This window comes from Stenotrophomonas maltophilia group sp. Smal12, from assembly GCF_037079935.1.
GTDB lineage: Bacteria > Pseudomonadota > Gammaproteobacteria > Xanthomonadales > Xanthomonadaceae > Stenotrophomonas > Stenotrophomonas sepilia.
Genome location: NZ_JBAWUK010000075.1, coordinates 1 through 14,056, shown reverse-complemented (window position 1 = coordinate 14,056; position 14,056 = coordinate 1). Strand labels below are relative to the sequence as shown.

At 69.1% G+C, this 14,056-nt stretch carries 13 protein-coding genes; 8 read left to right on the top strand and 5 right to left on the bottom strand.

Features of this window, described 5'->3' with window-relative positions; all coding sequences use genetic code 11:
* The coding region (locus WDC87_RS20685; protein WP_336331325.1) for an IS3 family transposase at positions 1–77 on the top strand (77 nt) is incomplete at its 5' end.
* Positions 78–238: 161 nt separating this feature from the next.
* Here WDC87_RS20685 and xseA read toward each other — a convergent pair.
* Positions 239–1,570 carry an exodeoxyribonuclease VII large subunit gene (gene xseA, locus WDC87_RS20680; RefSeq protein ID WP_252745262.1) on the bottom strand — a complete coding sequence of 444 codons (1,332 nt, stop codon included), beginning with the start codon at positions 1,568–1,570 and terminating at the stop codon, positions 239–241.
* 44 nt (positions 1,571–1,614) lie between these two features.
* Entirely contained in the window at positions 1,615–2,685 is a 1,071-nt protein-coding gene (gene queG / locus WDC87_RS20675; RefSeq protein WP_061478065.1) for a tRNA epoxyqueuosine(34) reductase QueG, read from the bottom strand.
* 23 nt (positions 2,686–2,708) lie between these two features.
* Between queG and WDC87_RS20670 the strand changes: the two genes are divergently transcribed.
* The 6 genes from WDC87_RS20670 to WDC87_RS20645 all read left to right on the top strand — a co-directional run bounded on the left by WDC87_RS20670 (position 2,709) and on the right by WDC87_RS20645 (position 10,255).
* Positions 2,709–4,193, top strand: a complete 1,485-nt coding sequence (locus WDC87_RS20670) for an NAD(P)H-hydrate dehydratase (RefSeq protein ID WP_072168412.1) — start codon at positions 2,709–2,711, stop codon at positions 4,191–4,193.
* Positions 4,190–4,672, top strand: a complete 483-nt coding sequence (tsaE, locus tag WDC87_RS20665; protein ID WP_072168411.1) for a tRNA (adenosine(37)-N6)-threonylcarbamoyltransferase complex ATPase subunit type 1 TsaE — start codon at positions 4,190–4,192, stop codon at positions 4,670–4,672. The genes WDC87_RS20670 and tsaE overlap by 4 nt, the downstream gene beginning before the upstream one ends.
* A gap of 82 nt (positions 4,673–4,754) precedes the next feature.
* Complete coding sequence (locus WDC87_RS20660; protein WP_061478062.1) at positions 4,755–6,326, top strand: N-acetylmuramoyl-L-alanine amidase; 1,572 nt, start codon at positions 4,755–4,757, stop codon at positions 6,324–6,326.
* A gap of 121 nt (positions 6,327–6,447) precedes the next feature.
* Positions 6,448–8,349 (top strand): DNA mismatch repair endonuclease MutL, encoded by a 1,902-nt coding sequence (gene mutL / locus WDC87_RS20655; RefSeq protein ID WP_061478061.1) that lies wholly within the window; start codon positions 6,448–6,450, stop codon positions 8,347–8,349.
* Between the two features lie 11 nt (positions 8,350–8,360).
* Entirely contained in the window at positions 8,361–9,290 is a 930-nt protein-coding gene (locus WDC87_RS20650) for a DUF1684 domain-containing protein (protein ID WP_111007928.1), read from the top strand.
* A gap of 2 nt (positions 9,291–9,292) precedes the next feature.
* Positions 9,293–10,255 (top strand): TraB/GumN family protein, encoded by a 963-nt coding sequence (locus WDC87_RS20645; RefSeq protein WP_005417757.1) that lies wholly within the window; start codon positions 9,293–9,295, stop codon positions 10,253–10,255.
* Between the two features lie 74 nt (positions 10,256–10,329).
* Here the strand turns inward: WDC87_RS20645 and phaR are convergent, their stop codons facing one another.
* The 3 genes from phaR to gluQRS all read right to left on the bottom strand — a co-directional run bounded on the left by phaR (position 10,330) and on the right by gluQRS (position 12,724).
* Positions 10,330–10,863: a polyhydroxyalkanoate synthesis repressor PhaR gene (gene phaR / locus WDC87_RS20640; protein ID WP_072168416.1), complete on the bottom strand. Its 534-nt coding sequence runs from the start codon at positions 10,861–10,863 to the stop codon at positions 10,330–10,332.
* 182 nt (positions 10,864–11,045) lie between these two features.
* Entirely contained in the window at positions 11,046–11,786 is a 741-nt protein-coding gene (gene phbB / locus WDC87_RS20635) for an acetoacetyl-CoA reductase (protein ID WP_088497642.1), read from the bottom strand.
* 17 nt (positions 11,787–11,803) lie between these two features.
* Positions 11,804–12,724: a tRNA glutamyl-Q(34) synthetase GluQRS gene (gluQRS, locus tag WDC87_RS20630; protein WP_111187918.1), complete on the bottom strand. Its 921-nt coding sequence runs from the start codon at positions 12,722–12,724 to the stop codon at positions 11,804–11,806.
* Positions 12,725–12,817: 93 nt separating this feature from the next.
* Here gluQRS and htpX point away from each other — a divergent pair, with 93 nt between their 5' ends.
* Positions 12,818–13,684, top strand: a complete 867-nt coding sequence (gene htpX / locus WDC87_RS20625) for a protease HtpX (RefSeq protein ID WP_049415827.1) — start codon at positions 12,818–12,820, stop codon at positions 13,682–13,684.
* Positions 13,685–14,056 lie beyond the last annotated feature (372 nt).

Genomic DNA, 14,056 nt, shown 5'->3' with positions numbered 1-14,056 from the left:
ACCAAGAGCGAATCAGATTGAAATTGAAGGGGCTAAGCCCGGTAAAGTACCGGGAACAGGCCCAAGCAGCCGCCTGACCCCACCGTCCAAGTCTCGGGGGTCACTTCATGGACGGGTTTACGGCGTCCCCGCACTCTGGCACCGCCCCGCCAACCCGCGGAATGCCAGCTTTTGCTGTTGCTTCGGCCGTTGCTTGAAGCCTCTGTGGGTGCAGGGCGCAGCCCTGCCGAACAACCCTCTACTTGACCTGCACGTCGATCACGCCGTCGCCGACGCGGGCCTGCAGGGCGTCACCAGGTTGCACCTGGTCGATGCGCCGCACCAGCGCACCATCGTCGCTGCGGGTCAGGATGCTGTAGCCACGCGCCACGGTCGCCAGCGGGCTGACTGCTTCAAGTGAACGCGCCAGTCCGCGCAGTCGCAGTGCATCGCGCTCCAGCAGACGCTGCATCGCTGCCTGCGGCCGCCCACGCAGGGCGGTCAGGCGACGCTGCATCGCGTCCAGCTGGCGCTGCGGATGATGCCCACGCAGTACCGCAGAGGCGTGACGCAGGCGCGCGGCACGGCGCTCCTGCTGCTGGTTGAACGCGGCATGCAGACGTCGTCCCAGATCGAGCTGGCGTCGACGCAGCAGATCCAGTCGTGCCTGCGGGCTCTGCGCGTTCAGGCGCAACAGGGCGCGGTCGGCGCGCTGCATCGCCTGTTGCATCGCATGCCGGTGCAGCTGCAGCATGCGAACGGCCGTGCGGCGCACGCGCAGGGCCAGTTCGCGCTGGTCCGGTACCAGCAGCTCAGCCGCCACCGATGGCGTCGGTGCACGCAGGTCGGCGGCGAAGTCGCTCAGGCTGAAGTCGGTTTCGTGGCCAACCGCAGACACCACCGGGGTGCGGCTGGCGGCGATCGCACGGGCCAGGGCTTCATCATTGAAGGCCCACAGGTCTTCCAGCGAACCACCACCGCGGGTCAGCAGGATCACATCGTAGCGGCCGCTGGCATCGGCGGCCTGCAGCAGCCGGGTGATCTGCGCGGCGGCACTGCTGCCCTGTACCAGGGTCGGCAGCAGGTCAACTTCCAGCAGCGGGAAGCGCCGGCCGAGCACGCTCAGCACATCGCGCACGGCAGCGCCGGTGGGCGAGGTGATCACGGCCAGGCGTCGCACGTGCGCCGGCAGCGGCCGCTTGCGTGCCGGGTCGAACAGGCCCTCGGCCTCCAGCCGTGCCTTCAGCTCCTCGAAGGCGCGGCGCAGCGCGCCTTCGCCGGCTTCCTCCATGTGGTCCAGCACCATCTGGTACTCGCCACGGGCGTCGTACAGGGTCACCTTGCCGCGCACCAGCACGCGCATGCCTTCGCGCGGCACGAACTTCAGGTACTGCGCCTTCATCCGGAACATCGCCGCACGCAGCTGCGCGCGCGCGTCCTTCAGGTTGAAGTAGAGGTGTCCGGAGGCAGGACGCGCCACGCTGCCCAGTTCGGCCTCGACCCAGATCGCCGGGAAGCTGCCTTCCAGCAGGTCGCGGGCCAGGGTGTTGAGCTGGCTGGGGGTGAGGATGTCGTTGTTGCGTGGCTGCATGGAAACGGCGTGCTGCGGGCGGAACGGGGGCTCAGGATCGCACGTCAGCGCGCCGTGTGCTGGCCCAGTGCCCACTGCACGTGTTCACGCACCAGCGGCGAGGGATCGTCGATGCGGGTCTGCAGCGCAGCCAGCGCTTCGGCCGAGGACGGCGCATTGCCCAGCGCCACGGCGATGTTGCGTAGCCAGCGCTCATGGCCGCTGCGCCTGATCGGGCTGCCTTCGGTGCGGCGCAGGAACTCGGCTTCGTCCCAGGCGAACAGCTGGTCCAGGCGCGCGGTATCGAGGTTGTTGCGCGCGCGGAAATCGGCTTCGTCGGTGCGCTTGGCGAACTTGTTCCAGGGGCAGACCAGCTGGCAGTCGTCGCAGCCATAGATGCGGTTGCCGATCAGCGGGCGCATCTGTTCGGGAATGGCGCCGTCGTGTTCGATGGTCAGGTAGGAAATGCAGCGCCGCGCGTCCAGCCGCTGCGGGCCGGTGATGGCCTGGGTCGGGCAGACATCGATGCAGCGCGTGCAGGTGCCGCAGTGCGCCGTGGCCGGCGTATCGATCGGCAGCGGGATGTCGATGTAGATCTCGCCGATGAAGAACCAGGAACCGCCATGGCGGTCGATCAGGCAGGTGTGCTTGCCGATCCAGCCGAGCCCGGCGTTGCGGGCCAGTGCGCGCTCCAGGACGGGGGCGGAATCGACGAACACGCGGTAGCCCAGTGGTGCGACTTCGTCGTTGATCTGCGTGGCCAACTTCTGCAGGCGGTTGCGCATCAGCTTGTGGTAGTCGCGGCCCAGCGCATAGCGCGCCACGTAGGCGCGGCCCGGGTCGGCCAGCGTCGCCCACGCTTCGGTGTCATCCTTGTGGCTGTAGTCCATGCCCACCGAGATCACGCGCACAGTGCCGGGCAACAGCTCGGCCGGTCGTGCGCGCAGGGTGCCGTGGCGCGCCATCCAGTCCATCGTGCCGTACAGGCCCTGGCCCAGCCAGTCGGCCAGGTGCGCCTCGTCCTCGCCGAGCTCGATACCGGCGATGCCGCAGCGCTGGAAGCCATGCGCGCGGGCCAGTTCGCGGATGCGCTGCACGGCCTGGGCTGGATCGACGGGGGAGGGGGCGAGGGACATGCGCACCAGTATAAAATCCCTGCATGGCCAACCTCGCCGATCTGTTCGATTCCGCTGCCGCGCGTGCGCTGGATGCCCAGGCGTCCACCCTGGCGGGGGATGCTGGCTGGGGACTGATGGCGCAGGCCGGCCAGGCCGCCTGGCAGTGCCTGCTGCAGCATTGGCCGCAGGCGCAGCGCATCGGCGTGGTGGTCGGTGCGGGCAACAATGGCGGCGACGGCCTCGTGCTGGCTCGCCACGCGTTGCAGGCCGGACGCGAGGTGAGGGTGATCGCCCTGCCGGGCCGGGCGCCATCGACCGCGCTGGCGCAGCGTGCAACATCGGAGTTCAGGTCCGACGGCGGCGCCATCACCGAGTTCGACGGCGCGCTGCCCGAGGCCGACCTCTGGGTCGATGCCCTGTTCGGGCTGGGTTTCGATCGCGCGCCGGAGGGCGCGGCGCAGGCGCTGATCGTTGCGATCAATGCGCAGGCGGCACCTGTGCTGGCCCTGGATGTGCCCAGTGGCGTCGATGCCGACCGCGGTGCGGTACCCGGCGCGGCAGTACGCGCTGCGCTGACCCTGCAGTTCATCGTGGCCCATCGCGGGCTGTACACCGGCGACGCGCTGGATCATTGCGGGCACAAGGCCCTGGCACCCCTGCAGTTGCCCGCGGCCGCATGGCAAAGCGTGTCGCCTGCCGTGGAGTACTGGACGCAGGCACGGTTGCCGGCCCTGTTGCCGCCGCGCCGCGCAAATACCCACAAGGGTGAATCCGGCCACGTGCTGTGCGTCGGCGGCAACCACGGCAGCGGCGGTGCCATCGCCATGGCAGCCGAGGCCGCCTTGCGCGCAGGGGCGGGGCTGTTGAGCCTGGGCACCCGCCGCGACCACGTCGGTCCACTGCTGGCTCGGCTGCCCGAGGCGATGACCCACGCGTTGGAAGACGGCGAAGCGCTGCCGGCCTTGCTTGACAGGGCGGAGGTGGTGGCGATCGGGCCCGGTCTGGGCCAGGACGAATGGGCACGCGCACTGTTTGCGCGGGTGCTGGCCAGCGCCAGACCACTGGTGGTCGATGCCGACGCGCTGAACCTGCTGGCGCAGGATCCGCGTGCCTTGCCCGGCGCCGTCCTCACACCGCACCCGGGCGAGGCCGCACGCCTGCTCGGCTGCAGCACCAGCGACATCCAGGCCGATCGCTACGCCTGTGCGCAGACGCTCGCCGAGCGTTTCCACGCGGTGGTGGTGTTGAAGGGCGCCGGCAGCATCGTGGCGGCGCCCGGGCAAACGCCCCGGTTGATCGCCGCCGGCAATCCCGGCATGGCCGTGGGGGGCATGGGCGACCTGCTCACCGGCATCATCGCCGGCCTGCGTGCGCAGGGCCTGGCCGCCTTCGATGCCGCCGCGGCGGGCGCGTTGCTGCATGCGCTGGCCGGCGACGCGGCTGCCGCTGACGGTGCACGCGGCCTGCTTCCTACTGATCTGCTGGCGCCGTTGCGGCGACTGGCCAACCCGGAATGCTTCCCATGACCGATTTCTTCCTTGCCGACAGCGACGCCACCGAACTGCTCGGGCAGTGGCTGGCGGCCACCCGGCCGCCGCAGGCGCTGATCGAACTGCGCGGCGACCTGGGCGCCGGCAAGTCCACTACGGCCCGCGCGCTGCTGCGCGCGCTGGGCGTGCGGGGCGCGATCCGCAGCCCCACCTACACCCTGGTCGAGCGCTATCCGCTGGCCAGTGGCGGTGAGGCGTGGCACCTGGACCTGTACCGCATCGGCCAGGCCGGTGAGCTGGATTTCCTAGGCCTGGACGAGGGCAGCGCGGTGCTGTGGCTGGTGGAATGGCCGGAACGGGGCGCCGGCGCGCTGCCGCCGACCGATCTGGTGGTAGCGCTGGAGATCGAAGGACAGGGGCGCCGTGTCCGTCTCACCGGAGCCAGCGACGTTGGACATGAATGGCTGAAACGGCTGCCCCAAGGGGGCGACTTGCAGGCCATTTCTGTCGGCTGACGAGAACAAAGATCGGCAGGTTACGGATTATTAAGGAAAAAGGTGTTGCATTCCGTTCAGCGCGGTGATTGAATCCTGAGCCATGCGCCCGGGGAACCGTCTCATCGCCATCTGTGCCGCCGTCGGACTGGGTCTGGCGAGCGTCAGTGCGTGGGCGGGTGAAGTCCGCCAGGTGCTGCTGAACACCGGCGCGACCGGCACCCGTGCCGAGATCTCACTGGTCGGCAGTGGCGGCTACAAGACCCTGTCGCTGGCCGGCCCGAACCGCCTGGTGGTCGATTTCCCCGACTCCAGCGCCGTACGCAACCTGAAGATGCCGGCCGCGCAGGGCGTGGTCACGGCGGTGCGTACCGGACAGCCGGTCCCGGGCACTTTCCGTGTCGTGTTCGACCTTGCCGAATCGGTGGCGCCGTTCCGCCCGCAGATGCAGCGCGAGGGCAATGAATCCAAGCTGGTGATCGAATGGCCGGGTGATGGCCCTGCCGTGGCCACAACCAGCCGCCCGGCGACGCCACCGGCGGTGCAGCCGCAGGCGGCCGCTGCGGGGGGCTCAGTCGCGCCCACGCCGGCCGAGAACGCGCAGTCACGCACCGATGCTGCGCGGGCCACCGCCCTGCTGACCGCACAGGTGCAGCAGCAGGCCAGCGCCAGCGCCGCCGCACCCGCCACGCCGACCCCCGCACCGACCAGCGCGCCGGCCCAGGTTGCTGCGGCAGGCGTCGCGGCCAGCAGCACGCCCTCATCCTCGCCGGCTGCAATCCTCGCCGGCCAGCGCACTGCTGCGGTGGTGACCACGCCGCCGGCAACGGCCCCTACACCGGCGCCGACGCCGGCCGAGCCGCCGCGTCCGGCCATGCCCAGCGATGCATCGCGCATCCGCATGCAGCCCGGCATGCGCCATCTTGTGGTGGCGATCGATCCTGGTCATGGTGGCCAGGACCCGGGTGCGATCGGCCCGACCGGCAAGCGCGAGAAGGATGTCACCCTGGCCGTGGCGCGTGAGCTGGCCCGCCAGGTCAACGCCACGCCGGGCCTGAAGGCCTACCTGACGCGCGACAGCGACGTGTTCATCCCGCTGCCGATGCGTGCGCAGAAGGCGCGTGCGAACAAGGCGGACATCTTCATTTCGATCCATGCCGACGCGGCCGAGAACCGTTCGGCCACGGGTTCGTCGGTGTACGTGCTGTCGACCAAGGGTGCCTCTTCGCAGCGCGCCCGCTGGCTGGCAGACAAGGAAAACGCGGCCGATCTGGTCGGTGGCGTTCGCCTGCAGCAGACCGAGGGCACGCTTGCCAATGTGCTGTTGGACCTGGCGCAGAGCGGCTACATGAAGGCGTCCGAAGACGCCGCCGGCCACGTGCTGGGCGGCCTGAAGCGGATCGGCAACAACCACAAGCCGAACATCGAGCGCGCCAACTTCGCGGTGCTGCGCACGTCGGACATGCCAGCGATGCTGGTGGAAACGGCGTTCATTTCCAATCCGGATGAAGAGCGCCGCCTGACGGACCCGGCTTACCAGCGCAAGGTCGCTGGCGCTGTGCTGGATGGTGTGCACACCTTCTTCAGCCGCCAACCGCCGCCGGGCACGTTGTATGCCGCCCGCGCGCAGGCCGAGATCGACGCCGCAGCCACCATGGCCGGCGGCAGCAAATAACCCGCCGAAGGCGGGTTTCTGCTTTCTGCAGAGTCGAGCCGCGCTCGACTGGGCCTTGCGGGTAGCCCGTCAGTCGAGCATGGCTCGACTCTACCCTTGGCCGCTCCGTTATCATCCCCGCATGACGTCTGCTACCCATCCGCGCCCGATCCGGCCGTTGCCGGAGATCCTGATCAACCAGATCGCCGCCGGCGAAGTGGTCGAACGACCCGCGTCGGTGGTCAAGGAACTGGTCGAGAACGCGATCGACGCCGGCGCCAGCCGCGTTGATATCGATCTTGAAGAGGGCGGCGTGCGCCTGATCCGCATCCGCGACAACGGCAGTGGCATTGCGCCCGAGCAGTTGCCACTGGCAGTGTCGCGCCATGCCACCAGCAAGATCGCCGATCTTGACGATCTCGAATCGGTGGCCACGCTCGGTTTCCGGGGAGAAGCGCTGCCGTCGATCGCATCGGTCAGCCGCTTCACCCTGTGCTCGCGGCGCGCGCACGACGAGCACGGTTCGGCACTGCAGATCGAAGGCGGCAAGATCGGCGAGGTGACCCCGCGCGCGCATGCGCCGGGCACCACGGTGGAAGTGCGTGAGTTGTTCTACAACGTGCCGGCGCGGCGCAAGTTCCTGCGCGCCGAGCGTACCGAACTGGGCCATATCGAAGAGTGGCTGCGTTCGCTGGCGCTGGCACGGCCGGATGTCGAGCTGCGCGTGTCGCACAACGGCAAGGCCTCGCGGCGCTACAAGCCGGGCGATCTGTATTCCGATGCACGCCTTGCCGAAACGCTGGGCGAGGATTTCGCCAACCAGGCCGTGCGCGTGGACCACAGCGGCGCCGGCCTGCGCCTGCATGGCTGGATTGCGCAGCCGCATTATTCGCGCGCGAGCGCCGACCAGCAGTACCTGTACGTCAACGGTCGCTCAGTGCGTGACCGCAGCGTCGCCCACGCAGTGAAGATGGCCTACGGCGACGTGCTGTATCACGGCCGCCAGCCGGCCTATGTGCTGTTCCTCGAACTGGATCCGACCCGCGTCGACGTCAACGTGCATCCGGCCAAGCACGAGGTGCGCTTCCGCGATTCGCGGCTGGTCCACGATTTCGTCTATCGCACGTTGAAGGATGCGCTGGCCGATACCCGTGCCGGCATGTCGGCGCAGGAGATCGGTGCCGGCCCCGCACATCCGGCGGACGCCGCCGCCGTCCCGACGGCATCGAGCGCCGGCGCGTCGGGGTTCGGGCTGGTGCGTGGGGCTGCGCCCGGCTCGGGAGGTGGTGGTGGCGGATTTTCAGGCTGGCGTCCGCAGCAGCCGCTGGGCCTGCAGGTGGCCGATGCACCGGCCGCCTACGCCGCGCTGTATGCCACGCCGGCCGGTGCCGAACGCGCAGCGGCGTTGCCGCCGATGCCGAGCGAGAACGGGTTGCCGGTAACCAGTGCCGACGCGGGTGTACCGCCGCTGGGCTACGCGATCGCGCAGCTGCATGGCATCTACATCCTGGCCGAGAACGCTGAAGGCCTGATCGTGGTCGACATGCATGCGGCCCACGAACGCATCGGCTACGAGCGCCTGAAGAATGCGCACGATGGCATCGGCCTGCAGTCGCAGCCGTTGCTGGTGCCGATCACGCTGGCGGTGGGCGAGCGCGAGGCCGACACCGCCGAAAGCGAAGCCGACACACTGGCGGCGCTCGGCTTCGAGGTGACCCGGGCCGGCCCCGGGTCGCTGCACGTGCGCAGCATTCCGGCACTGCTGGCGCATGCCGAACCGGAAGGACTGCTGCGCGACGTGCTGACCGACCTGCGCGAGCACGGCCAGAGCCGCCGCGTGGCCAGTGCACGCGACGAGCTGCTGTCGACCATGGCCTGCCATGGCGCGGTGCGTGCCAACCGGCGCCTGACCGTGCCGGAAATGAACGCGCTGCTGCGCGACATGGAAATCACCGAACGGTCCGGCCAGTGCAACCACGGCCGACCGACCTGGGCCCGTTTTTCGCTGGCGGAGATCGACCGCTGGTTCCTGCGCGGACGTTGAGGGGAGCATCGATGCGTTATCGGGGAGTGGCGGGCCTGCTGGCCGCCGTGGTGTTGGCCGCCTGCAGCCCGGCAACTCCGCCGGCGCCGACGGTCGCTGAAGATCCGGCCTACGCGGCCGCGCAGCAGCAATGGCGTGTAGCGCGCTACCAGGACCTGACCCGGCCCGATGGCTGGACGGCCCTGGTCGGCCTGCACTGGCTGCAGAACAAATCCCATTTCGTTGGCAGCGGCGCCACCAACGGCATCCGCCTGTCGGTCGGCCCGGACAGGCTGGGACTCCTGCGTCGCGACGGGACGCAGTGGTGGTTCACGCCTGAAGCCGGTGTCGATGTCAGCCACGACGGCCAGCCGGTGCGTGGCCGCATCCGCGTCGACACCGACAAGGACACGCAGCCGACGCTGCTGGCCTTCGATGGCGGCAAGGGCCAGCTCAGCATCATCCGCCGGGGGCCACGGGACGCGCTGCGGGTCAAGCATGCCGAGGCACCGGCGCGGCGTGATTTCGCCGGCCTGCGGTACTGGCCGGGCGGCGCGGACTGGCAGGTGCAGGCGCGCTTCATCGCGCATCCGCCGGGGAAGACCTTGCCGATCGTCGACATCACTGGCCTGACCACCGAGATGCCCAATGCCGGTGCGGTGGAGTTCGAACGTGATGGCCGCAGCTGGCGCCTGGAGGCGATCGGTGCGCCCGGGCAGCCACTGTTCCTGATCTTCGCCGACCGCACCAGCGGCCGCGGCAGCTATCCGGCCGGGCGCTATCTGGATACCGAGGCCCCCGCTGCAGACGGCACGGTGCGCATCGATTTCAACCATGCCTACAACCCACCGTGCGCGTTCACCGCCTACGCGACCTGCCCGCTGGCGCCGCCGGAAAACCGGTTGGACCTGCGCGTGGAAGCCGGCGAGAAGGCCTACCACCTGCCTGAAGGAGAAGGCTGACCATGCCGATCAAACACCTGTTCCGTACCGCGCTGTTGCTGGCGGCCTGCGCAGTGGCGCCACTGGCCACGGCCCGCGATGGCCAGGCCAGCCCTGCCGCGGCCGCGGCCGCAACGGCGGCCAAGCCGCCGGTACCCCTGTTGTGGAAAGTCACCGGCCCGGGCGATGCACGCGTGTACCTGCTGGGATCGTTCCATCTGCTGAAGCCACAGGACTACCCGCTGTCGCCCGATGTCGAGCAGGCGTTCGAAGCCTCGCAGCGGGTGGTGTTCGAACTGTCGCCGGAAGACATGCAATCGCCCCAGCTGGCCAGCCGCATGGTGCAGGCTGCGACCCGCACCGATGGCAGCGAGCTGAAGCGTGATCTGGATGCGGCCACCTGGCAGAAGCTGCAGGCCTTTGCTGCCCAGAACCAGTTGCCGCTGGCGCAGATGCAGGGCATGAAGCCGTGGTTCGTCGGTCTGAGCATTTCGATCGGGCAGATGCAGAAGCTGGGCCTGGACCCGGCGCTGGGCCTGGACCGCCACTTCATGGAACGCGCGCAGAAGACCGGCCGCAAGACCGCGGGACTGGAAGATATCGATACCCAGATCGGCATGCTGGACGGGATGACGGTGCAGGAACAGCGGCAGATGCTGGCCGAAGCACTGGACCAGGCCGGCAAGGCCGATGAGCAGGCGCGGCTGCTGCATGATGCATGGCGTCGCGGCGACGAGCGCCTGCTGTGGACCAAGATGGCGGCAGAGATGCGCCAGCAGTATCCGCAGCTGTACCAGCGCATCAACACCGGTCGCAACGATGCCTGGGTGCCGAAGCTGCAGCCGTACCTGCAGGCCGGGCAGGGCGGTACGCTGGTGGTGGTCGGCACGCTGCACCTGCTGGGCAGTGATGGCGTGGTCGAGAAGCTGAGGGCGAAGGGCTACAAGGTCGAGCGCGTGTGCACGGGGTGCAAGGCCAAACGCTGACGCACGGTTGGCGCGATGCCAAACAAGACGGCGCGCCAGGGGCGCGCCGTTTCCGTATCAGCCGTTGCTGCAGCTCAGCGGCGGGTCTTGCCGCCGGTGCCGGTACCGGTGCCGGGTTCGCCGGGCCTGTTGCCGGTTCCCGTTCCGGTGCCGCCCGGGCGCGGGCCACCGAAGCCGCTGCCCATGCTGCGCTGGAATTCCTGCCACAGCTCCAGGTTGCGCTCGGTCAGCTGGTTCATCATCGCCCACGGGGTCTGGCCCAGCAGGTTGCCCATCTGCTGGCGGAACTGCTGCTGCTGGTCGAGGAAGACCTGCATGCTGCGCTCCAGGTAGTTGCCCATGAAGCCCTGCAGGGAATCGCCGTAGAAGCGGATCAGCTGGCTCAGCAGCTGGGTCGAGAGCATCGGTTCGCCGTCCTGTTCCTGGTCGGCGATGATCTGCAGCAGGACCGAACGGGTGAGGTCGTCGCCGCTCTTGGCGTCGCGGACTTCGAAGTCTTCACCGTCCAGGATCAGCTGGCGCACGTCCTCGATGGTGATGTAGCTGGAGATCTCGGTGTCGTAGAGACGGCGGTTCGGATACTTCTTGATGATGCGGGTCGCAGCCATGAAGCGGTACTCGTCACAGTAGACGCGCAGCATGGCGCAGTGCAGCAGCGGTTGCAACCGCCCCAGCCCCCGCCAGGCTTGGCTTTCAGCAGCGATCATGTTGCGCAGCAAGGGTTTGCGTGCTGCGCAGCATGACCATCGGCAGGGGCCGTCAGCGCATGCCGCAACGGCCCCTGCGCGGCTTACCAGCCCATGTGGTGGCCGCCGTTGATGTCCAGGTTGCTGCCGGTGATCCATGAGGCTTCCTCGGCCACCAGGAAGGACACGCCATAGGCGATTTCCTCCGGCTTGCCGAGGCGCCCGGTGGGGATGTCGGCGATGATCTTGGCGCGTACGTCCTCCGGAACCGCCATCACCATGTCGGTGGCGACGTAGCCGGGCGAAATGGTGTTCACGGTGATGCCGAAGCCGGCGTTCTCGCGGGCCAGCGAAATGGTGAAGCCGTGCATGCCGGCCTTGGCCGCGGCGTAGTTGGCCTGGCCGTACTGGCCCTTCAGGCCGTTGATCGAGCTGATCTGGATGACCCGGCCCCAGCAGCGGCGCCGCATGCCTTCGATGACCGGGCGGGTGACGTTGAACACTGAATTGAGGTTGGTGTTGATCACATCGTGCCACTGGTCCGCGCGCATGCGGTGGAACGTCGTGTCGCGGGTGATGCCGGCATTGTTGACCAGGATCTCGACCGGGCCCAGCTCGGCCTCGACCGCACGCACCAGCGCCTCGGCGCTGCCTGGATCGGAGACATCGCCCGGGAAGATCGACACGTTGTAGCCGCGCTCGGTCATCGCCTGCTGCCATGCGCGGGCCTTGCCCTCGTCGCGGTAGTTGGTGGCGACCCGGTGGCCCTGGTCGGCCAGGCGTTGGCAGATGGCGGTACCGATGCCGCCGGTTCCGCCGGTGACCAGTGCGACGCGAGATGTCATGGAGTGCTGTCCGGGAATCAGGTGGGGGAAGGGGGATTCTGCAACATCGGCGTGGAAAGTGCGCCGGCCGGCAACAGGATGTCGGTCCGCGGCAGTCGAACCGGGTCGAATGCCCGTTGCGCAGTGTGCAGCAGCGCATCCCGGTCATCGGCGCCGTCCAGTGCGGCAGGGGCCTGGCCCAGCAGCTGCCAGAGCGCGCGCAGTACCGGCACCGGCCGTGTACTGTCCACCGGCAGCGACGCCAGCGACTTGGACAGTTTGTGGCCGGGGGCGTCGAGCAGCAGCGGCAGGTGCCAGTAGCGCGGCACCGCCAGGCCCAGCGCCTGCTGCAGCAGGATCTGCCGCGCGGTGGAATCGAGCAGATCGGCGCCGCGCACCACTTCGGTCACCCCCTGCGCGGCGTCATCGACCACCACCGCCAGCTGGTAGGCCCAGCAGCCGTCGGCACGGCGCAGCACGAAGTCGCCGACTTCGGCATGCACGTCCTGCTGCTGCGGGCCACGCAGCCCATCGTCGAAGTGCACGACGCTGCCCGGTGGCACGCGGAAGCGGACGGCGGGGTCCGGTCGCGGTTGCCGCGCAACGCAGCGGTGGTGGATGCCGCCGCTGGCAGCCAGTTCGCTGCGGCTGCAGTGGCAGATGAAGGCCTGGTCGCTGGCCAGCAGCACGTCCAGCGCGGCCTGGTAGGCCTCGCCTCGAGCGCTCTGCCACAGGACCGGGCCGTCGTGGACCAGGCCGAACGCAGCCAGTGCCTGCAGCTGTGACTGCGCGGCGCCGGGCACGGTACGCGGCGGGTCAACGTCTTCGATGCGCAGCCGCCACAGGCCGCCGTGGTGGCGGGCCAGCAGCCAGCTGCCGAAGGCGGCAAGCAGGGATCCGGGGTGGAGCAGGCCGGTCGGCGAGGGCGCGAAGCGGCCGCAGGGAACAATGGCGGTCATGCAGGCTGAATCGTCGGTCAGGTTGGCGCTTGAATTCAAGCTGAGCGCACCGCAAATTGACGGATATCGACCCCTTCCGAGCCGGATTTTCCCATGTTCACCCGTATTGCCCTGTTCCTGGCGACCAACCTCGCGGTCCTGATCCTGGCCGGCATCGTCATGTCGATCCTGGGCGTGGACGCGCGTTCGATGAGCGGCCTGCTGGTGATGGCCGGCATCTTCGGTTTCGGTGGCTCCTTCATCTCGCTGCTGCTGTCCAAGTGGATGGCCAAGCGCTCCACCGGTGCGGTGGTGATCACCGAGCCGCGCAACCAGACCGAGCGCTGGCTGCTGGCCACGGTCGAGCGCCAGGCCAAGGCCGCCGGCATCGGCATGCCGGAAGTGGCCGTCTATGACGGCCCGGAGATCAATGCCTTCGCCACCGGTGCCAACCGCAACAACGCGCTGGTGGCGGTGTCCACCGGCCTGCTGCACAACATGAGCGAAGACGAGGCCGAAGCGGTGCTGGGCCACGAGATCGCCCACGTCGCCAACGGTGACATGATTACCATGGCGCTGCTGCAGGGTGTGCTGAACACCTTCGTGATCGTGCTGGCCCGCGTGGTCGGCGGCATCATCGACAGCGCGCTGTCGGGCAACCGCGAAGGCGGCGGCCGTGGGTTCGCCTACTACATCATCGTGTTCGTGCTGGAGATGGTGTTCGGCCTGTTCGCCACGATGATCTCGATGTGGTTCTCGCGCCACCGCGAGTTCCGCGCCGATGCCGGCGGTGCCTCGCTGGCCGGTCGCCAGAAGATGATCGCCGCGCTGGAGCGCCTGCAGCTCAACCATGGCCAGAGCACGCTGCCGACCCAGATTGCCGCCTTCGGCATTTCCGGTTCGACGGCCAAGAAGCTGTTCATGAGCCACCCGCCGCTGGAAGAGCGCATCGCCGCGCTGCGGGCGTCGACGGTGGCGTAAGCTTCTGCTTTCAAGGTAGTGCAGGAACGCCTGGCCGCGCGCCGGGCGTTTTTGTTGGCGCGCCGACGCATCTGTGGCGCCGGGTACGACCCGGCGAGAGTCATTTCCGCGACCGCGGGGGGGGGGGGGGGGTGTTTGGGGGGGGCCTCACTCGCCCACCCCCCCCCCCCGCCCCCACCCCTACCTCGCCCCCCCAACCAAAACCCCCCACCCCCCCCCCCCCCCCCTCCCGCCACGCCCACCCAAACCCCACCCCACCTTCAGGATCCCCCGGCGGGGCCCCCGGCGCCGCGCAGCCCCGCCCCCGCCCCGGCCCCCCACCCCGCGCGCGGCCCCCCCGCCTGCGGTGCGGGCGCCGGCCGGGGCTAGCTG